This window comes from Bacillus sp. RAR_M1_44, from assembly GCF_020165935.1.
GTDB lineage: Bacteria > Bacillota > Bacilli > Bacillales > Bacillaceae > Bacillus > Bacillus altitudinis.
The window spans coordinates 1,378,045-1,399,439 of the sequence record NZ_JAIUKX010000001.1; the positions used below are offsets into that span (position 1 = coordinate 1,378,045).

17 protein-coding genes and 1 other annotated feature are annotated in these 21,395 nt (G+C 40.3%); of the genes, 10 read left to right on the forward strand and 7 right to left on the reverse strand.

The window, feature by feature from the left end; translation table 11 throughout:
* Positions 1-7: 7 nt before the first annotated feature.
* Together uvrB and LCD34_RS07505 are read right to left on the reverse strand one after the other, a co-directional pair.
* The gene (gene uvrB, locus LCD34_RS07500; RefSeq protein WP_017368122.1) at positions 8-1,993 is read right to left on the reverse strand and encodes an excinuclease ABC subunit UvrB; all 1,986 of its coding nucleotides are present in this window, start codon (positions 1,991-1,993) and stop codon (positions 8-10) included.
* Positions 1,994-2,283: 290 nt separating this feature from the next.
* Positions 2,284-2,529 carry a CsbA family protein gene (locus LCD34_RS07505; RefSeq protein WP_008348197.1) on the reverse strand — a complete coding sequence of 82 codons (246 nt, stop codon included), beginning with the start codon at positions 2,527-2,529 and terminating at the stop codon, positions 2,284-2,286.
* A 281-nt stretch (positions 2,530-2,810) separates the two neighbouring features.
* Here LCD34_RS07505 and LCD34_RS07510 point away from each other — a divergent pair, with 281 nt between their 5' ends.
* The 8 genes from LCD34_RS07510 to LCD34_RS07550 all read left to right on the forward strand — a co-directional run bounded on the left by LCD34_RS07510 (position 2,811) and on the right by LCD34_RS07550 (position 14,008).
* A complete protein-coding gene (locus LCD34_RS07510) occupies positions 2,811-5,336 on the forward strand; it encodes a PEP/pyruvate-binding domain-containing protein (protein ID WP_056702897.1) in 2,526 nt (841 codons plus the stop codon).
* Between the two features lie 90 nt (positions 5,337-5,426).
* Positions 5,427-5,999, forward strand: coding sequence for a TetR/AcrR family transcriptional regulator (locus LCD34_RS07515; protein WP_019743410.1), 573 nt, complete (start codon positions 5,427-5,429; stop codon positions 5,997-5,999).
* Positions 6,000-6,039: 40 nt separating this feature from the next.
* Complete coding sequence (locus LCD34_RS07520) at positions 6,040-7,374, forward strand: MFS transporter (RefSeq protein ID WP_019743411.1); 1,335 nt, start codon at positions 6,040-6,042, stop codon at positions 7,372-7,374.
* Between the two features lie 268 nt (positions 7,375-7,642).
* A complete protein-coding gene (locus tag LCD34_RS07525) occupies positions 7,643-8,626 on the forward strand; it encodes a YncE family protein (RefSeq protein ID WP_019743412.1) in 984 nt (327 codons plus the stop codon).
* Positions 8,623-9,309 carry a response regulator transcription factor gene (locus LCD34_RS07530; RefSeq protein ID WP_046344564.1) on the forward strand — a complete coding sequence of 229 codons (687 nt, stop codon included), beginning with the start codon at positions 8,623-8,625 and terminating at the stop codon, positions 9,307-9,309. The genes LCD34_RS07525 and LCD34_RS07530 overlap by 4 nt, the downstream gene beginning before the upstream one ends.
* Positions 9,306-10,724: an ATP-binding protein gene (locus LCD34_RS07535; RefSeq protein ID WP_046344565.1), complete on the forward strand. Its 1,419-nt coding sequence runs from the start codon at positions 9,306-9,308 to the stop codon at positions 10,722-10,724. Before LCD34_RS07530 ends, LCD34_RS07535 begins: the two co-directional genes overlap by 4 nt.
* A 148-nt stretch (positions 10,725-10,872) precedes the next feature.
* Positions 10,873-12,984, forward strand: a complete 2,112-nt coding sequence (locus LCD34_RS19555) for an ArnT family glycosyltransferase (RefSeq protein ID WP_017357879.1) — start codon at positions 10,873-10,875, stop codon at positions 12,982-12,984.
* A gap of 31 nt (positions 12,985-13,015) precedes the next feature.
* Entirely contained in the window at positions 13,016-14,008 is a 993-nt protein-coding gene (locus LCD34_RS07550) for a glycosyltransferase family 2 protein (protein WP_048001939.1), read from the forward strand.
* Positions 14,009-14,056: 48 nt separating this feature from the next.
* Here the strand turns inward: LCD34_RS07550 and LCD34_RS07555 are convergent, their stop codons facing one another.
* Both LCD34_RS07555 and LCD34_RS07560 read right to left on the reverse strand, forming a co-directional pair.
* A complete protein-coding gene (locus tag LCD34_RS07555) occupies positions 14,057-15,406 on the reverse strand; it encodes an amino acid permease (RefSeq protein WP_007500022.1) in 1,350 nt (449 codons plus the stop codon).
* Between the two features lie 75 nt (positions 15,407-15,481).
* Positions 15,482-15,706 (reverse strand) — a binding site (T-box leader).
* 91 nt (positions 15,707-15,797) lie between these two features.
* A complete protein-coding gene (locus LCD34_RS07560) occupies positions 15,798-16,472 on the reverse strand; it encodes an NAD(P)H-dependent oxidoreductase (protein ID WP_224558737.1) in 675 nt (224 codons plus the stop codon).
* 226 nt (positions 16,473-16,698) lie between these two features.
* Here LCD34_RS07560 and LCD34_RS07565 point away from each other — a divergent pair, with 226 nt between their 5' ends.
* Positions 16,699-17,064, forward strand: coding sequence for a winged helix-turn-helix transcriptional regulator (locus LCD34_RS07565; RefSeq protein WP_017357877.1), 366 nt, complete (start codon positions 16,699-16,701; stop codon positions 17,062-17,064).
* 9 nt (positions 17,065-17,073) lie between these two features.
* Here LCD34_RS07565 and LCD34_RS07570 read toward each other — a convergent pair whose 3' ends face one another.
* The 3 genes from LCD34_RS07570 to LCD34_RS07580 form a co-directional block, all read right to left on the reverse strand.
* Positions 17,074-18,261, reverse strand: coding sequence for a PDZ domain-containing protein (locus tag LCD34_RS07570; protein WP_224558738.1), 1,188 nt, complete (start codon positions 18,259-18,261; stop codon positions 17,074-17,076).
* 68 nt (positions 18,262-18,329) lie between these two features.
* A complete protein-coding gene (locus tag LCD34_RS07575; RefSeq protein ID WP_007500014.1) occupies positions 18,330-18,683 on the reverse strand; it encodes a swarming motility protein SwrAA in 354 nt (117 codons plus the stop codon).
* Positions 18,684-19,027: 344 nt separating this feature from the next.
* Positions 19,028-20,476, reverse strand: coding sequence for a S41 family peptidase (locus LCD34_RS07580; RefSeq protein ID WP_056702908.1), 1,449 nt, complete (start codon positions 20,474-20,476; stop codon positions 19,028-19,030).
* A 153-nt stretch (positions 20,477-20,629) separates the two neighbouring features.
* Here LCD34_RS07580 and LCD34_RS07585 point away from each other — a divergent pair, with 153 nt between their 5' ends.
* Positions 20,630-21,370 (forward strand): sulfite exporter TauE/SafE family protein, encoded by a 741-nt coding sequence (locus tag LCD34_RS07585; RefSeq protein WP_017368130.1) that lies wholly within the window; start codon positions 20,630-20,632, stop codon positions 21,368-21,370.
* Positions 21,371-21,395 lie beyond the last annotated feature (25 nt).

Sequence of the window (21,395 nt, forward strand, 5' to 3'; positions counted from 1 at the left end):
CAGGCATTCATCCTTCCGCTTTTAGCTCTAGCAATAGATCTCTTAATTCTGCTGCTTTTTCAAAATCAAGCGCTTTTGCTGCATCTTTCATTTCCATCTCGACGTTTTCGATCACTTTTTCTCGTTCTTTTTTGCTCATTTTTGACAACTTTGGTGCTGCTTTTGTTTCGTATTCTTCTGAATCCTCATGTACTTTTGTTGCCTTGATCACATCTCGAATCTTCTTATGGATCGTTTGCGGAGTGATACCAAATTTCTCATTATACGCTTCTTGCTGCTCACGTCTCCGCTTTGTTTCTTGTATGGCAATGTCCATTGATTTCGTCATATTGTCTGCATACATAATAACCCGGCCTTCTGCATTTCTTGCAGCACGGCCAATCGTCTGGATGAGGGATCTTTCTGAACGTAAAAAGCCTTCTTTATCCGCATCTAAAATCGCCACGAGCGACACCTCTGGAATATCCAAACCTTCTCGAAGAAGGTTGATCCCAACAAGCACATCATATTTTCCGAGACGTAAATCACGAATAATCTCAATCCGCTCTAGTGTCTTAATTTCTGAGTGCAGATAATTGACCTTGATTCCGATTTCTTTCAGATAATCTGTCAGATCCTCAGACATTTTCTTCGTTAAAGTCGTCACAAGCACACGCTCATTTTTCTCAACTCTTGCATGAATTTCCCCAATTAAGTCATCGATTTGTCCTTCAATCGGACGAACTTCAATGATTGGATCAAGCAAACCGGTTGGACGAATAATTTGTTCCACGACCTCTGGCGTTTTATCAAGCTCGTATGGGCCCGGTGTTGCGGATACATGCACAATATGGTTAATGTGCTTTTCAAACTCATCAAATGTGAGTGGTCTATTATCAAGTGCTGACGGCAGACGGAATCCGTGATCAACAAGCACTTGTTTTCTTGCCTGGTCCCCATTGTACATGGCGCGAATTTGCGGGATGGTCACGTGTGACTCATCGACAACAATCATAAAATCATCCGGAAAATAATCAAGCAATGTATAAGGTGTTGAACCAGGCGGACGTAAGGTGAGATGTCTTGAGTAGTTCTCAATCCCTGAACAAAAGCCCATCTCTCTCATCATCTCAAGGTCATACCTTGTCCGCTGCTCAAGACGCTGTGCTTCAAGCAGTTTCCCGTTTTCACGAAGCTTTTCCAACTGTTCCTCAAGCTCTTTTTCAATATTAATAATCGCTTTTTCCATCTTTTCTTCTCTTGTGACGAAGTGAGATGCTGGGAAAATAGCAACGTGGTCACGATCACCGAGAATTTCTCCAGTGAGAGCATCTACTTCACGAATACGTTCAATTTCATCACCGAAAAACTCCACTCTGATACAATGCTCATCTCGTGAAGCAGGAAAAATTTCAACGACGTCTCCTCGAACTCTGAAGGTTCCGCGCTGAAAATCTATATCATTACGAGAATACTGAATATCCACAAGCTTACGCAGCAGCTGATTGCGTTCAATTTCCATTTCAGTTCGTAAAGACAGCACAAGCTCTCTGTATTCTTCAGGAGAACCTAAGCCATAAATACAGGACACACTGGCAATGATGATGACATCTCTCCGCTCAAATAATGAGGATGTGGCGGAGTGCCTTAGCTTATCGATCTCATCATTAATGCTGGCATCCTTTTCAATAAATGTATCAGTTTGAGGAACATACGCCTCAGGCTGGTAATAATCATAATAACTCACAAAATATTCAACAGCATTATTTGGAAAAAATTCCTTGAACTCGCTGTATAATTGTCCGGCAAGTGTCTTGTTATGCGCAATGACAAGTGTTGGTTTGTTCACTTCTTTGATCAGGTTGGATACAGTAAAGGTCTTTCCCGTACCTGTAGCACCTAACAGCGTTTGATGCTGTTTCCCCTGATGGATGCCCTCCACAAGCTTTTCAATGGCTTTTGGCTGATCTCCTTGGGGCTGATAGTTAGAAACTAATTCAAAGCGGTCACTCACATCAAAGCCTCCGTTTCGTTACGAAATCTATCTAATGAATATATTATCATAAAAGAACACAAAAATACGAACTAAAGTTCGTGTCTGACTTGATTTTTATTTCCAATACAACCATACCCTCTCTGCCGTGGCTCATAACCCTCTAAAGAAACCTTCCTTTCAGTATGGAACATTTTGGAGCGAGATATTCGATCAGCAGAAAAACCACAAAAAAGAAAGCTGCACTCACTAGAATCGTAAGCACAGCTCCTGCAATCAAAAACATTTTCTTTTCATCAAGAGGGATCACATCAATGATGTTTTTCAGCCTTCTCTCTTTTTTCGACTTCTTTCTTGGCCATAAACAATGCCCCGGCCACTAAAGAAATAATATCTAATCCTACGATAAAGTAGGTTTCTGTATAGCCTTTCATATACGAAGCAAATAAAAGCGCTGCTGTTAATGCAATGCCAACGTAATGATTATAAGTAACCTTTGAAAATAAAATAACGAGCAAGAAAGGAAAAACAAGTGCAAATATGGCTTTTGTAATCACAAAAACCCTCCCTCTACATGGTCTACTCCCTTGATTATAGTAAAGTTTGGCATAATGAACAATTCACAGTTTTCGATTTCTCCTTTTTTCTTCATGTTCGGAGACTTTTGTTTTAGAAATAGAAGAAAATTAGTGAGATTGTCCCCTTTATAAAGATAGGTCTTTCCGACTTTGACAATAACATCCAATCAATCCTATGATTAAAATGATAGTGCGCACTATCATTTTGAAAAATAGAGAAACATACAAACCATTGGCTATTTGGATAAGGGGGCATTCCCATGTATTCAGTATTATTTCATGCGGCTGAAGAATCCGCATCACTCGCAGGGGCAAAAGGCGTGAATTTAATTAAATTAAACAATCACGGACTGCCAGTTCCAGATGGATTTATTATTAAAACCAACAGCTTTGAAAGCTTTCTTTCATATCACAATTTCCATCCAACTGATCAAAACCTTGCCCGAAAAATCACAGAAGCTTCGTTTCCTTCACAAATGGAGACAGAATTACTTTCATCCTTTCAATCATTGTTGAAAACATATCCATCCGTTGCAGTGCGATCCTCTTCTGTTGCGGAAGATCTCGAAGGCGCCTCCTTTGCAGGTCAATACGAGACCTATTTAAATATCAAAACAAATGAAGAATTCTTGCAAGCCGTCAAAGAATGTTGGTCGTCTTACTTCGCAGCAAGAGTCACAGAATATAAGGAAGAGATGATTGAGAACGAGGAAGAGATGCCGCTCATGGCTGTTGTTGTACAAGGATTGATCCATTCTGACATCTCTGGTGTCATCTTTAGTGAGAATCCTGTATCAGGAAAAACAAACGAAGTCATGATGACTGCAAGCTATGGACTAGGAGAAGCCATCGTCTCCGGCCTTGTGACGCCAGATACATTTATTGTAAACAAAGAAACGTACTCTATTGAAAAATCACTAGGAACAAAAGAAGTGCAAATTGTTCCCTGTCAAGAGGGCGTCATTGAACAACCCGTAAGTGAGGAGATGGCTGGCCAATTTTGTCTTCGAGATGATCAATTGATCCAAATCACGAAAATGACAAAACAAGTAGAAGAACTTTATGGACATGGAGTAGATATCGAATTCGGCATGTCAAACGGTACTTTTTATTTACTTCAAGCAAGACCGATTACTGCTTCTTTTTCCAATACAGCAAATGGCTCCTCAGGTGCAGCCTTTCAAATGAAACCTGAAGAGCTGCAAGACTTCTGGATCTCAATGGACGATCATATGCCTGGACCCACAAGTCCTCTTTTTTCAAGTTTGATCATACCTGCTTTAAAAAACGGGATGAAGAAAAACGGAGAGAAGTATCAAGTGCCAGACCTTAATATTAAAGATATCAAGCTTTATAGAGGACATCTGTATTCTTCACCGTCTATGCCAGAAGCGTCAGCTGAACCAGTTTTTGACGAGAGTCTATTCGAATTGTTTCCTCGTTTAAGCGAAAGAATGTATCGCATTTTAGAGCAAAACTTGTTCCCATTATACGAAAAGCTTGATCGGCAAATCACTCAATCGCTGACAATTGATGAAGCCATTAATGGCTTTCAAGAATTAAAGGAGATTTATCTAAGAGCGTATGACGACCATTTTGACATTGTCATACCTCAAGTCATTCTATCAGCGATCATTGAAGACATGCTTGTCTCATATGCTGGCGATCAAACACAAGTCGTCCTGTTGCATGAAATGATGATAGGTGTGATGAACAAGTCTCTTGAAACAGATCAAAAGCTATTTCACTTGGCAAAAGACGTCCTTCAAGATTCGGAGCTTCTTCAGGCATTTACAGATCATTCAGCGAATGCTGAACTATTATATGCACTCAATCATACAGAAAAAGGGAAAAACTTCATTTCCAAAGTAGAAGATTTTCTCCAAGTCTATGGTTGGCGGTCTGTTAAAAGCCATGATTTCACAGAGGAAACATGGGTGGAAAATCCTGAATTTGTCTTGGACATCATTAGAAACAACATTCGGTACCAATCTGATTTTGATGAAGAATTTGCACAAGCCGTGATCAAAAGGCAAGAAACGTATGAACAGTTTATCAGTCAAGTGACAGATGAAGCGTTTAAAACAAAATTTGAAGAACTTTATCATTTTGCACTCCATGCAGCCAATATTCGAGATGATCATCACTTTTACATTGATGCCATGTTAGATGCAAAAGCGAGACTCTATCTCTTAAAAATTGGTGAACTTCTTGTTCAAAAAGGAGCGATCCCTCATCAAGAAGACCTTTGGTATCTTTACGATGATGAAGTACTCAATGCGCTCACAACTTTGACCACATACGATTCGATCATTCAGCAAAGAAAAATTGAAATGAAGGAAAATGAATCCATCCAACCACCAGCTTATACAGGAACGCCTTCTGAAGCTGAATTACAGCAAGTAGAAAGAATGCTCGGTTCGCTAAGGGAAAATGAAAACAACACAGACGATGCAATCTATGGAATTGGTGCATCTAGCGGCATTACTTCTGGAAGAGTCAGAGTCATTACATCTGCTGATGAATTTTCACAATTTGAAAAAGATGACATTTTAGTTTGTAAAACAACGACACCTTTATGGACCAGCTTATTTAGAGACGCAAAAGCAGTCATCACCGATTCTGGCGGCATTTTGTCCCATTCCGCTATTATCGCTAGAGAATATATGATACCGGCTGTCCTAGGTACACGGATCGCAACTGAAAAACTAAAATCCGGTGACCTCGTGACAGTAGATGGAGCCAATGGGCGTATCCAGTTATTAAATCAGCATTCACGGGCATAGTCGTCACTGTTTGAATCATATTGGCGGTCACAGATTTTATCGGTATACTTACTTTGTTGCAAACACATTCATAACCTGAGGTGAGTATGCTTGTTAAAATCAACAAATCAACGGATCATTCGCGCAACAATGGAATTATTGTCTGAAAAGGGCTATCAAAAAACAACGACAAAAGAAATTGCGACAAAAGCGAATGTAAGTGAAGCGACAATTTTTCGTAACTTTAAAAACAAACGCGGCGTGATTGCTGCCATTATGAAAATGAAATCAACACCGACCAAAACCCTTGAAGCAGAATTTAAAGACGATTTATACACCGATTTAAAATTTCTCGGTAGCTATTTCCTTGAAGATTTGACTTCAAAAAAAGAATTTATCTATATCAGCATGAGAGAACCCGCTATGTTTAAAGATTTAACAGACCATGAAAAAATTTATCCTCAAGAATTGAGAGACATGCTGATTCATTATTTCAAAAAAATGAGTGCTCAGCATCGTGTATTAGAAGGAAAAGAAGACATCTATGCAGATATATTTATTAGCACGTATTTTGGCTTTTTCATTCAACAGCTAGAGCAAGACATTCAGCTTGTTTTAACAAAAAAAGAAGACTTTATTGAGACATGCACACACATTTTCATGAGAGGAATTTCCCCCACTTAATTGGGTGAAATTCTTCTTTTTTACAAAGGTGGTAAACACATTGAATCTTAAAAAAGAGAACTTGATCATTTATTCTTTGCTGCTTGGAGCTATTTTAGTTCCAGTCAATTCAACCATGATCGCAGTCGCTCTATCATCTATATCAACTTATTACGATCAATCCATATCAAACATTACTTGGGTGGTCACGATTTATCTAATTGTCATGGCAGTCACTCAACCTATTGCGGGTAAGCTGGGAGATATATACGGCCACCGCAGCATGTATTTAGCTGGTGTGATACTCTTTTTGATTGGCTCCATTGGATGTGCTTTCGCACCTAATCTTGCTTTTCTTATTAGCTTCCGATCAATTCAAGCGGCAGGCGGAGCTATATTAACGCCGAACAGCATTGCTTTAATTCGTGCAACAGTATCACATGAAAAGCTTTCTAAAACTATGGGTTTTTTCGGTTTTGGAGCGGGAATTGGTGCCGCACTTGGACCTTTTATCGGCTCTATTCTCATTCAGAGCTTTGACTGGCATTCCATTTTCCTAGTGAATATACCATTTTTGATTCTCACACTTGTGACAGGCGTTTTTATGATTCCGAAGATGAAACATACACGTTTACAAGCCAATGTAGATATCATCGGTTCGTTATACTTAACAATCGGGATCGCCACACTCATTTTGTTTACTAAAAGCCAAGTATTAAACGAATACATGATCTATGGCGTTCTAGCGGTCATTTCCATTCCTTTATTTTTCAAACACGTACGGAAAGTTACAAATCCCATCATTGATTTGACACTATTTAAAAACAGTACTTTTACGAACGCTAACCTTTCTATCATGCTTAGTAATTTTGTGATGTACGCGATTCTTCTCATCATGCCGCTGTTTATGGAGCAAAAACTCGCGCTTTCTCATACACAAAGTGGGATTTTCCTTTCGATCTTTTCACTCTGTATGTCTATTAGTGGATTACTCGGAGCAAAGCTCCATCCAATAAAAGGTGCCAAAAAAATGATTCGATTTTCATTTCTATGCCTTACTTTATCCGGTGTTATGCTGATCACACTAAGCAGCTACCCAAATTTACCACTCCTTATCATCACATTAGTCGCTGGGGGGATCTCATCAGGTATTGGCATGACTAGCATGCAGATGGCTTCTTTAACATCTGTTGATCAGAGTTTATCCGGCTCTGCATCTGGGATTTTTTCTACCTTTCGTTATTTCGGAAGTATCATTTCATCTACTTTAATTGGTATATTAAGTGGTTTTCAATCTTTATTTATCGTATTAATGGGCGCAGGTATTCTTGGTTTCCTCCTCTCTCATCGTCTAAAAACGAAACCCACTTCTCATTCATCTGAACACTCTGCTTAATGACTTCCTTCGCTCTATTTAGGGCGGGGGAGCTATGATTATTTGTTACTGTAACCGATTATGGATACAATGATCAAACTGTGAAAACGAGCTTTTACTCATGAAAAAATGTCATATGAATAAACGAAAATGAAATTTCAGCTTTCATTTACCTCTACTTCCCCACCTAAAAACTTCTTTTCATATCTTCCAGCATTCATAACTTCGATTTTTTTTCACAATTTTTATGTTATGCTTTTTGAAAATAGAGCACCAAAGGAGCAGAAGGATGAAACGAGTGAAATATTTTTTAATATGCTTGTCAGCTCTACTATTTTTCCTAGCAGGCTGCGGAAAAGACCAGCAATTTACGCCACCTGGCAGCTCTCAATCAATTGCTGTCATTTCTCAACTAAAAAAAGCCTCCTTTTCAATCGTTGATTTACAAAAAAATAAAATTGTCTCTTCCGTTGATTTAAAACATCCTCTCACTGATCTTGTTCACATCAACAAAGATGTGATCATTGCATCAAGTAAGGAAGGACAATCTCTTATAGAAATCAATTTAAAAAAAGGAACAGCAGCGGACTATATGGATGTGAATAAAGGTCTGACTTCACTTGCGTATGATGCGGAGACCAACACTTTACTTGTGACCGATTCAGAGAAAAATGTCGTTTATTTTATCGATACAGTGCACAAGAAAATAAAAGCAACTGTGAAGACCGGGACATTACCCTCTTCTATGGCGTTGTCTTCTTCAGGAACGTTGTTTGTTTTAAATGCAAAAAGTCATTCTGTTTCAGTCATTGATATTGAAAAGAAAAAAAAGATACGAACGATTTCCGTCCTAGAACGGCCATCTGGCATTCATTTTGATGGGCATTCCATTTGGGTTGGAGGACACGGTAAACCGGGCACATTAAATAAGAGCATTTTTGCTTACGACCCTAAAACAGGTAAAAAACAGCGAGAAATCAAACTAGGTGTTATGCCAGTCGCATTTTTTCCAGAAAAAAACTCTTCTACTTTATATGTATTATGTCATGGAGACCATACACTATATAAAGTAAATACCGAGAAAAACAAACTGCTTTCCTCTGTTGAGACCGGTCAAAATCCGAATTATATCACTGCTGATTCCTCATCTATATATGTCAGTAACTTAGATGACAATTCAGTATCCGTCATCGACAAACATACATTCATGTTGAAGAACCGACTGAACATCCCAGCAGGACCTTATGCTATCATGTTGGAGGAAAAGAAATGAAAGAACAGATGAATATTTTAATAGTAGATGATGAATTAGATATGCTTGAGTTAATCAGATCCTTTTTGCAGAGACAAGGCTTTCACGTGATAACTGCAAATAATGGCACGGGCGCCTTACATCAGCTTGAAAAAGAGGCCATTGACCTTGTTGTATTGGATATTATGATGCCAGATATGGATGGATTCGAAGTCTGCCAGCGCATCAGGCAAACCTCTCAAATCCCCATTTTATTTTTAACAGCTAGAAGTTATGAAGAGGATCGCATTAAGGGGCTGGAAATTGGAGCAGACGACTACATCATGAAGCCTTTTAGTCTACGTGAGCTTGCAGCTAGAATTGAAACGACATTAAGACGAATTAGAGGTCTTTCTTTAAAGCGCAGTCGAATCATGATTGGTGACTTGGAGATCGATCAAGATGGCAGACAAGTCTATCTCAAGCAAGAGCCCATCAATTTAACAAGAAGAGAATTTGATTTACTTATGTTTCTTCTGCTCAATCAAGGCCAAGTCTTTTCCCGTGAACAGCTCTATCAAAAATTGTGGGAATCACACTCATCTAGTGGCTCTTTAAGAACAGTCGATACACATATTAAAACACTAAGACTGAAATTAAAGGAAGCGGAACGGTATATTAAAACCGTTTGGGGTGTCGGCTATAAGTTTGAGGAGGACAAATGAAGCCATTATCTATTAAAAGGAAAGTGCTTTTCTTAATCCTTTCCGTTATAGGCATCGTTGCTGCCTCAGCTCTTGCCCTGACTTATTACTTATACCAGCACTTATATATAGATAAACAGATTGACTCTTTAAGTTTACAAGGAAAGAAGCTGGCAGAAATCTATCACAAACACGGGAAAGACACGTATTTTACTGACAGAATGAAGTGGGCAAATGACTCAAGTCAGGCAAGTGTTATTTTTACTGATGATCCTATGGAGCTTTCAAGCGGTATTCCTTTCGATACGAATACAAACGATAACCTCATTACGTTTAAAGAACGCCAAAAGCTTCTTCAGGGGAAAACAGTTGTGTTAATTAGAGAACACCCCCAGTTTCATCAAGATATTCTCGGGATTGCCATCCCTGTGTTCTCAAACAAAAATGATTTATCAGGAACCATTTTCCTCTCTATGCCTTTATCTGATGTGTATGAACCGTTTGTTCAAATTCGATTAACGCTTGGCATCTCTATTTTAATTATCCTGCTTTTGATTTTCTTTATTGGATATAAAAGTTCTAATAAAGTCGTAAGGACGATCAATCAAATGAAAGAAATTGCAATGGAAATGGAATCTGGTGATTTTTCAAAACGCATGGCTGTAACCAAAAAAGGGGATGAGCTAAATCAGCTGAGCCGTTCCTTTAATAAACTGTCCTCTACGTTAGAAAAAATTGAACAGCATCGCAGAGAGTTCCTTGCTAATGTCTCTCACGAACTGAGAACGCCTTTAAGTTATATGAAAGGCTATGCCGAAGGAATTGAAGAAGGCATTATTGATCAAAAGAAAGGCATGCAGATTATTCAAGACGAATCCACACGATTAAGCAGGCTCGTACATGACCTTCTTGATCTCGCGCAATTAGAGGGGGAATCTTATCCACTAACGATGGAACCAATCGTCTTTGCGCAGCTTATTCATGATGTTCTTGATCAAATGACATTCATTACTAGTCAAAAGGGAATCTCGTTCAACCGAGAACTCGAAGAAGAATGTATTATTTATGGTGATAACGATCGACTTGAGCAAGTCGTTCGTAATTTATTGGACAATGCCATCCATTACACGCCATCAGGAAAATCGATTTCGATTGAATTATTCGTTCACCAACAAACTGCTGAATTGAGAATCACAGATGAAGGCAGCGGAATTCCAAAAGGAGATCTCCCTCATGTTTCTGAGCGTTTTTATCGAGTGAATAAAGCCCGCACAAGAAAAGATGGCGGCTCTGGTCTTGGACTAGCCATTGTTTATCAAATTATAAAAAAACATCGTGGCACGTTCGTTCTTCAATCTGAACAAGGCCTAGGTACGACCGCTATTATACAATTACCAAGTGCAGAGAGCACTGAAACTCCTCCTGTCTCCTCATAAAATAAGATGACATCTTAAACCAAACAGCTCTTTTCTAGAGCTGTTTTTATTCAACAGAAAAATAAAGAATTGGCCTTTTTTTATTAACAATTTATTCATATTTGCTTGTTACACTTTTTTCAAGTTAAGAAAAAGGAGTGACAAGCTTTTGATTAGACGCTTTCAGAAATTTGATCTTTATTTATTTTTCATATTGATTTTATCTGCCATTTTAAACATTTATAACATTTGGAACGACGATACGGTGAACGCTTATTATACAGCGGCGGTCACAAGTATGATGCAAAGCTGGCATAATTTCTTCTTTGCTTCGTTCGATCCCTCAGGTTATGTCACGGTGGATAAACCACCGCTCGCCTTCTGGCTGCAAACGATCAGTGCCAAAATTTTCGGCCTGCATGGCTGGAGTGTGATCTTACCCCAAGCTTTAGCTGGCATTGGATCTGTTTATTTAATCTACCGCCTAGTCAAACCTACATTTGGCCAGGCTGCAGCAAGACTGTCAGCACTCATTATGGCGTGTACACCAATCGCAGTTGCTGTATCTCGTACAAATAACATTGACAGCTTACTCGTCTTTATTCTTTTACTCGCAACAGCCATGATGTTCAAGGCTGTGAAACAGCAGAAAGTGCTTTGGGCGATTGCTTCTTTTGCAATGATCGGTGTCGGTTTTAATACAAAAATGCTACAAGCGTATATGATTGTACCGGCTCTCGTTCTGTTTTACATCATTGCCTATCGAACGACATGGAAGAAAAAGTTGTTATCGCTGATGATTTCAATGATTGTTCTTTTAGGTGTATCTGCTTCATGGTCTATAGCGGTTGATCTCACTTCCAAAGACAATCGTCCTTATATGGGATCAAGTCAATCGAACTCAGCACTAGAATTAGCCTTTGGTTACAATGGTCTGCAGCGGTTGACTGGTCAACAGTCTGGCGGAGGCGGCACAAATCAAGGTGAGGGACAGCCACCTTCACAGCAGGGTGATCAGCAAAATGACAATGATTCATCCACCATGCCTCAGCCGCCATCAAATGGAACTCAAAACAACTCAGACAATTCAAACCAATCATCCAGTCAGGAACAGCCTTCAATGCAAGGACCACCAAGCAATGCAAACGGCACAACACCACCTGATATGCCTTCAGGCGGTAATGGTGATGGACCGCCAAATGGCGGGGGCGGAAAAATGGGAAATGGTTCTGGCATGTTTGGAACAGGAACAAAAGGGCCATTACGTCTGTTCCAATCTGAACTGTCCGATCAAATCAGCTGGCTGCTTCCATTTGCGCTCTTCGGTGCGATTGGTATCTTCTTCTCGACAGCCTTTGAAAGAAGACGCCTCAATACAAAACAAAAAGAAACACTATTTTGGTTAGCTTGGCTTATACCTGTTGCTGCATTCTTCAGTGTAGCTGGATTTTTCCATCACTATTATTTAATCATGCTGGCACCGCCAATTGCTGTCTTAGCAGGAGCCGGATGGGTTTCTATGACTCAATTGTTTCAAACGGGAACTGGCTTTAAAAAATGGCTACTGCCAATTGCGATATTCGTCACAACCGCATTTGAAATCTTTATCCTATCCACTTTTACAAGCACGATCGGTCTTGGACTAAGCATTGCAGTCGGTATCATTGGTGTTGGAACCACCCTTTCTCTACTCTTGATAAAAGGGAAAGAAAAACTAAAACAATTCATGTCTCTCATTGCCATCCTTGGGATGCTGATCGCACCACTATACTGGGCAAGCACACCTCTTCTTTACGGAGGAAACAGTATGCTGCCAGAGGCTGGTCCTCAGCTTGCAACTTCAAGTGGCAGCATGAGTTCACAAGTCAATGAAAAGCTGATCAGCTATCTTGAGAAAAACAATACGGGAGAAGAATTCCTATTCGGGACAACAGATGCAACCACTGCTTCGCCTTACATTATTAAAACAGGAAAAGCTGTTATGGCATTAGGTGGATTTAGTGGATCTGATAACATTCTCACGCTTAATGAATTCAAACAGCTCGTTAAAGACGGCAAAATCAAATACTTCTATCTTTCTGGTATGAGAGGCGGCAGCTCTGACATTCTTACTTGGATTCAAAAAAATGGCAAAGAAGTAACTGCTTCTAAATGGCAGAATAGCTCTACATCCAAAACGAACCAGCAAACAGGCAGCCAACAATCCGAACAAAATGATCAGTCAAATGGACGAATGGGCGGAATGGAGAGCGGTACTCTTTATGAACTATCCGTTGATTAATTCATCTATTAAAAGGGAGGAACGATGACTGATGGAAAAGAACATACAATACTCTGTTGTAGTCCCAGTGTATAATGAAGAACTTGTGATCCATGAATCGTATCAGCGCCTCAAGACCGTCATGGATTCGACGGGAGAAGCATATGAGCTTCTCTTCGTCAATGACGGCAGTATGGATCGAACAGCTGAACTGATTAAAGGGTACTGCCAGACTGATCCGCATGTGAGACTTATTGATTTTTCTCGTAACTTTGGGCATCAAATTGCCATTACAGCGGGAATGGATTATGCAAAGGGAGAAGCTGTCGTAGTGATTGATGCGGATTTACAAGATCCACCTGAATTGATTTTAGACATGATTGAAAAATGGAAGGAAGGCTATGAGGTCGTATACGCGGTCCGCACGCAACGAAAAGGCGAAACAGCTTTCAAAAAGTACACGGCTTCCCTTTTCTACCGAGTGCTACGTCAAATCACCGAAGTAGATATTCCTATTGACACCGGCGACTTTAGATTGATGGATCGTAAAGTGTGTCATGAAATGAGAAAAATACGCGAGAAAAACCCATTTGTCCGCGGATTAGTGAGCTGGGTTGGCTTCAAACAGATTGCGGTAGAATATGTTCGGGATGAGCGGTTGGCAGGAGAAACAAAGTACCCTCTCAAAAAGATGCTCAAGCTCTCGATGGATGGGATCACATCTTTTTCTTACAAACCTTTAAAGCTAGCCAGCGTGGCAGGTATTACCCTTTCAGCTATTGGCTTCATTTCGATGTTTCTAGTTTTATATTTAAAGCTTTTTACAAACAGCACCATCACCGGCTGGAGTTCATTAATTGTCATTCAGCTATTCTTTAGCGGGATCACCCTCTTTATGTTAGGCATGATCGGAGAGTATATCGGCCGAATCTACGATGAAGCCAAGGACCGGCCGCTTTATATCGTCAGGGAGAGCTATGGCCTTCAGGCAAAGCCACATCCCGTTCAATCCCCTGTCCATTTCAAGCAATATAAACAGTATTAAAAAAAGCGTGCGAGACCCTTCAGAAGGTCCTGCACGCTTTTTAATAAATTAGACGGCTGTTTCAAACCGTTTTCTGTTAATAAAGAAAGAAAGTGTAATGATTAAATAAATGCCCATTGTGACCAGCGTTTGAACAATTGGTGTATTGAATACAACGCCGACAAAAATGGCCATGATCGCAATAACGGAAAACCACGTTGTGAAAGGATACAGCTTCACGCGATATCCGCCTGGCTGTGCGATGCTTCGAGATTTCAAATGACCGACGGCAATGATAAACCAGATGAATAGAACTGTGTAACTTAAAGAGCCCATCAAGTAATTAAACGTTTGACTTCCTACAAAAAGAGAAATCAATACAGCTGCATACAAAGTAGATGTACATACAAGGATGGCTCGAACAGGCACCTGCTGTTTTGACAGCTTGGAGAATCCTTTCCATACACGGCCATCCATTGCCTGTGTATAAAGCACCCGTGATGAAGCATACAAGCCAGAGTTCATAGAAGACAAAATCGCTAGTAAGATAATGCCGTTCATGATGTCACTGGCATACGGTACTCCGATCGTTGCAAACACTGTCACAAATGGACTTACTTGCTCATTGTTTACTTGATTCCAAGGGATTAAGCTGACAATGATAAAGAACGGCAGTACATAAAAACCGATGATGCGTACAAACGTACTTTGAATGGCCTTTGGGATGACTTTTTCAGGGTTTTTTGTTTCTGCTAAAGTGACCCCAATCATCTCCGTCCCACCATATGAATACACGACAACCAGCATTGCTGCAATTAATCCGCCAGTACCATTTGGGAAAAATCCACCGTGATCCGTTAAGTTAGACAATCCAGGTGCTGCATGCTGTCCGAATGAGACAAATAGCATGGTGAATCCAATGATAATAAATAAGATGATGACAGCAATTTTAATAGAAGCTAACCAATACTCTGTCTCAGCAAACATTTTGACTGAGCAAACATTAATGATTGTGACTACAAGTGAAATGATTAACACAAGCATCCAGATTGGCACTTGTGGGAACCAGTACTGAATAAAAATGGCCGACACAATCGCTTCTGCTGCAATGTTCAGCACCCACATCTTCCAATAGATCCAGTCTAAGAAATAGGCCGGATATTTTCCTAACACAGGTTCAATCAAGTCACGGAATGTTCTTGCTCCAGGTCGTGCAACGGTCATTTCGGCAAGTCCTTGCATAATAAATAATAAAATAAGACCACCAATCATGTATGCCAAAATGACAGCAGGACCCGCAATATCAATGGCAGAACTGCTTCCTTTAAACAGACCAGCACCGATGGCACCGCCAAGCGCAAGCATCATAATATGCCTTGATGTCATTGTTCGTTTTAACTGCACATGTTCCTTTTCCATTTTCTATAGCTCCTTTAAATTTGAATCTTCAGACAAATATGAGATAAAAGCATATAAAAAGGCCAGCCATCTCCTGGAAGAGACGACTGACCTTGCAACCGCGTTACCACTCTTATTGATTCAGCCATGGCTGAATCCAACTTAAAACCCGATAACGGAGGTCACACGTAAAGACTTACTATTCATTCAGTCTTACCGCTCTTTGAGCGAGTTCAATGATTCGTTTTACTACGTTGCACCGACCCGCAGCTCTCTTAAAAAACGGATGTTCATTTACTATTCTCAAGTCAAAGCGTTTATAGTCAAATTTGTATATTCGTCAAAGATTTTATTTTTTAAATATACTGACTAACCACGTAATTGTCAACAGCCTTTTTCAGACAAACAGCGATTAACGAATCCAAACAGCTACTTCATCCATCGGGCGACGTGTTTTGCCGCGTTTTGGCTCAATGACACGATAACCAAAGGCTGCCATGACAGAGATATCGTATTGACCATCCTCCAGTAACCCTTCTTCTTCTAAGATACGATGGATGTGATCGTAGCTAAATCCTTCAACTGGGCATGAATCAATGCCGATCTGTGCCGCAGCTGTCATCATGTTACCTAAGGCAATATACGTTTGTTTTGAAGCCCAATCAAATAATGTACGGTCATTTTCTAGCAGATGAAGATCGTTCTCTTGGAATTCTCTGTAGCGCCCCTTGACCATTTCAAACGTTTCGTCTGTCATTTCTTTGATTTGCTTGTTGATGTATTCTGCATATGCTGAATCATAGCGGGCATCTGTTCTTGCCAAGATGATTACAAAATGGCTGGCAGTTGGAAGCTGCTTTTGCGCCCCCCATGTATACTCTTTTAATTTTTCTCTAAATGCTTCATTTTGGACAACGAGGAACTTCCAAGGCTCAAATCCTACAGAGCTTGGAGAAAGTCTTCCTGTTTCTAAAATAAATGCAAAATCATCCTCTGGAATCTTTTTCGCTGGGTCAAACTCTTTTGTCGCATGACGGAATTCATACGCCTCAATGATTTCTTTTTTTAACTGCTCTTTGTCTAGCATGTTATTCATCCTTTCTAAATCTAATGAACAGGTGTGTTCCCACAATCCAATTTCTTTCCATTCCCTCATAGAAATTGTTATGATAGGAAAACAAACAACCCGAATGTGTGATGTCTATCTCTATGGTAAAAGAAAAGCTTCCATTGATTCAAGTACGCACATTTTTGTTCGTTAGGTACAAACATGTGCGTTTATGACCATTTTCGTTTAAGAAAGGAATGTTGAGATGAGTGCACCATCCAATCCAGTCAGTATTGTGAATCATGGCTGTCCCGTGTCTATCACTACAAATGTCATCGGAGGGAAATGGAAAGGCGTCATCCTTTATCATTTGACTTGCGGTCCAAAGCGTTACAACGAAATACGCCGGCTTCTGCCAAGAATTTCGCAGCGTGTCCTGACGTTGCAATTACGAGAACTTGAACAAGACGGGATTGTTCACCGTGAAGTCTATGAGGAAGTCCCTCCTCGTGTCGAGTATTCACTGACTTCTCTTGGAAATACGTTAAAGCCCATTATCTTTGCCATGCGTGAATGGGGCGAATCCTATGGGAGAGAAACGCGCCCAAAAGAAAAAAGCTGCCATCTTTAGCAGCTTTTTTTAAGATGAAATCGCCGTTGGCTCTTGCTGTGGATCGTCCTTCACAAACAGGATACCAAGCTGGTGATGCTCCCCTTCGTAAGAGGCGCGTTTCTCAAATCTTGTCTGACCATTGAGACCAATGATCTCAAGCTTTGTCAGAGCACGATTGGTTTGTAGTGCTTCATAAAATTCTGAAACGGTTTTGATCTCGATTCCATTGACCTTTGTAATCATTTCTCCGATCTCAAGCTTTAAATCAGCCGCAGGGGTATTCGGAATGATACCAAGCACCATAAGCCCTTGATTCCGCTTAGAGAAAAAGAATGGTGCAGCGTTGTCATTCACCCTCTGCTTCCATGATAAAAAGGCTCTTCCTGCAATCGCTAGAACAACAGCTCCCCACGCAATCGGCTCAAACCAAATACTTGCCGCACCTACTGCAGCAACAGCTAGACCGAGCATCATAATTCGGCGTGACGTAATTTGAATACTGACAATTGGCAGCGATCCTTGAATACGCTGGCCAAAGCCGATGATGTACGGGATCACAATAAATGAAAAGCTTTGATCGTGCACTTGAAGCACAGGCCACCATGGCAGAGAAGAAGTCCATTCACCTGCCGGCATCAGCAAAACAAGTGGTAGAAGCCACAGACGGTTTGCTCGCTGCTGGCCGATCAAAAGTCCTCTCGCACTCATCACCATTGCAGGCGATGTACGTAAATGCGCCGTTCGATAGGCTAACATGCCTTCAGTCATTAACAGTAGCCCTAACAGGATCACAACGGCTGATGCATTCATCATTGAAAGCTGCGGCAGCCAAGAATGGCTCACTTGAACAGACATCAATCCAAATGCCGCAATAAAACTGAAACCGAGTGTGTATGCAGACGAAAGCGCACTCGCCTTAAAGAATAAAGAGAAAACGATGGTCATCACTGCAATCAGCACAATGAATCCAGGCGGAAGGGAAATCCCTAAGCCTACAGATATGATCGATAGACAAATTCCTGGAACCCATCCCTTTGAATATGTAAATTTCAGTTCATCGTAAACATCTTCTATTCTTGTTTGAAACGCTTTTCTCTCCCGCTTTACGCGGATGTAGCCATATAATAGGCTGATTAATACCATAAAATAAAAAAGAGGATGGATTAAAAACAGACCGACCGCTTTTAATCCGGCTCCCATCCACTCCGAGCTCATTATCGTTCACCGCCCAAGTCAAGCATTTTCTCTTATTCTATCAAATAAATCGATGCTTGACATCAGGTTTATTTCTCCTGATTCATCCAAAGTGTGACATTCGACAGTGAAAAATCTTTTAAATAGTGATTCACATCTACATCTAGTATGCCGCCGAGAAGCTGCATGGACCTCTTGATGTCGGTTAAGTTTATACCAAGTCTCTTATGATTATCCATTAAATAATTGAAGTATATCTCAGCACAGTCTTCATCGATCTCGTCGACTGATTCTACCGTTGTGTAATTGACCAAGTACCTGCTTAACAGCATGAGTAGACTTAATGCCTTTGTAGCCGAAAACGTCACATCTTTCGTACGACTCTTAAGCTCCTCTACCAACTCGTAATATTTTTTCTCTCTCACAATACTTGCCCTTTTCAATTGTGTACCCCCATTTACTAGTTCTTTTAAGAAAAGCGCAAACCTCGGTACAGCTCAATGCTTAAGCTGAATATCCGCAAAAAATAAAATATTTAAAATGAGTGCTACTTTTTATTGTAAGAATTATTTATGTAACATACAACTTTCAAAAGTTTCATTTTCATGACATGTTTAAATCAACAGAAAGTCTCTTATATAAATATGTTATCGGGTAAATTCGAAGGAATGTTATGTTTTTTGTAAAATAAATGAATATATTTCTCGATATAATATATTTTTAAGAATAAATTATTACATGTTCGTAACACTTATGAACCAAAAAAAAGAGGCATTTATTCGCCTCTTTATTTTTTGAGATATAGTGCTTTTAGTGCAGTTTGCAGCTGAAGATCATTCTTTTCATAAGATTTCACTTCATCTACCATCTTGTTCATCATTTTCGCTGTCTTTAAATCAATCACACCTGATTTATCGAGATTGTATGTGCTTTGAAATGCGAGTACAGCTTTTTTCGTTTCTTCGTCAAAATATCCATCTACTCTGCCAGGGTCAAATGATAACCCTTTTAACAATGTCTGTGCTTGTCTGACTTCTTCATTGTTCATATCAAGCTGAAGCGGTTCTTTCAGCTGGAGCGGGCCAACGGTGAAGTAATCTGGTTGATGAATCGCAATGGTCGGCACAACGCCTTTTTTGTGAATCCAATTCCCTTTCGGTGTCAGCCACTTATACAGCGTTAATTTAATGTTACTTCCATCTCCCATTGGTACCGCCTGCTGCACAGTTCCTTTACCAAAGGAAACATCACCTACCACTTCATACTTCCCTGCTTCTTTCATGGCACCAGCCAGAATTTCAGAAGCGGATGCACTTCCTTTATCAATTAAGACATTGACCGGGTATGGTTTTTGTTCTTTTCGTTTTGAAAAATATCGTTTTCGATCGCCATTCCGTTCTGCAATTTGAATATATGGCTGATCCTTTGTGATAAAATGTTTCAAAATGTCTTCCACACTTTGTAGATAGCCGCCAGGATTTCCTCTCACGTCCAGCACAAGGCCTTCCATGCCCTTTTTCTCGAGCTTATTCAAGCTTGCCGTGAAATCCTTCGCCGTATCTTCAGAGAAGCTAGAGATCGCAATATAGCCTGTTTTATGACCATTGACCTCTTTCATTGAAGCCGTTACGGTTTCAAGCGGGATTTCTTCTCGTTTGATATGGAATGTTAGCTCTTTTTCAATTCCATTTCGTCTGATTTTCAAGGCGACAGACGTTCCTTTTTTTCCTCTTATTTTCAGTACAGCATCGTTTAGGCTTTTTTCTTTCATCGACTCACCGTCAATGCTGATGATTTCATCTTTCGGTTTCAGACCCGCCTTTGCCGCAGGGGATTTTTTAAAGGCAGAGACAATGATAATCTTTCCTTCATCCATTCCAACTTCTGCCCCAATTCCTTCAAATGAGGAATCAAGTGAATCCGAAAATTGCTTTGCGGTTTGCTTGTCCATGTATACTGAATACGGATCATTTAAGGTTGAAAGCATTCCTTGAATGGCACCTTCAAGCAGCTTTTGACGATCCACTTCCTCTACATATTCATTCGAAATGAGGTCATAGGCTTTCTCAATTTTCTCCATTCCGTTTTCCTTCGCTCGATCACTTGATTGAGCTTGTCCAGCCACTGCAGCAGCCGCTTTCGGTGACTCCGCTTGAGTCGCCTCTTTATGCGTCATAACCCCTGCACTGATAATGAGAATGACACTTGCCATGATGGATGCGATTTGTTTTTTCATATTTGGCCTCCTTCTTCAACTCTTCCTGATGACCTGAGTTATTATATGCCAGAAGAAGGGATTTCATGTAAAGACATTCTCCTAAGGAGGCTTGACTAATCATTTCATTAGGTGTAATTTTTATTTTGTTACGATCGAGAAGGAGTCTTCGCTATGTATATTATATTGACGATGCTTTTATTAGGAATTTTACTAGGGTTTGTAGGAGCTGGCGGGGCTGGTTTTGTCATCGCATTGCTGACGTTAATCTTTGATGTACCAATCCATACTGCACTTGGGACATCTTTAGCTGCTATGGCATTTACGACTTTATCTGGTGCATACAGCCACTACCGAGAAGGAAATATCCAGCTCAAATCAGGTTTGATTGTCGGTGCACTAGCTTGTATTGCTTCATTTGCCGGAGCAAAAGTGGCTCCTTTTATTCCAGAGGATAGCCTGCACTATTTAACAGCTGGTATGCTCTTTTTATCTGCTGTTTTTATGATGATCAAATTGTTTGTCCTAAAAGAAGATGCTGAACAGCAGCCGCTTTCTTCACGCCAATTGCTGATCAGGGGCATTATATTAGGCCTTGTATCAGGGATGCTTTCAGGGATGTTCGGTATCGGATCAGCACCATTTATTCAAGTGGGGCTTTTGATTTTGCTGAAGCTGTCTATTAGACAAGCTGTTGGCACAACGATGCTAGTGATTATTCCAATCTCTATTGGCGGTGGGATTGGTTATATTTCAGAAGGCTATGTTGACTTTATCCTGCTCGTTCAGATCTTAATCGGTACCGTATTAGGGGCTTTTATTGGGGCAAAATTTACACGCCTTGCGCCGAAACCTCTCTTAAAATCCGCTGTGCTTTTAACACCAATTATTGCCGGATTACTGCTGTTATTTTAATTTCATCTACATGAAAACAGCCGAT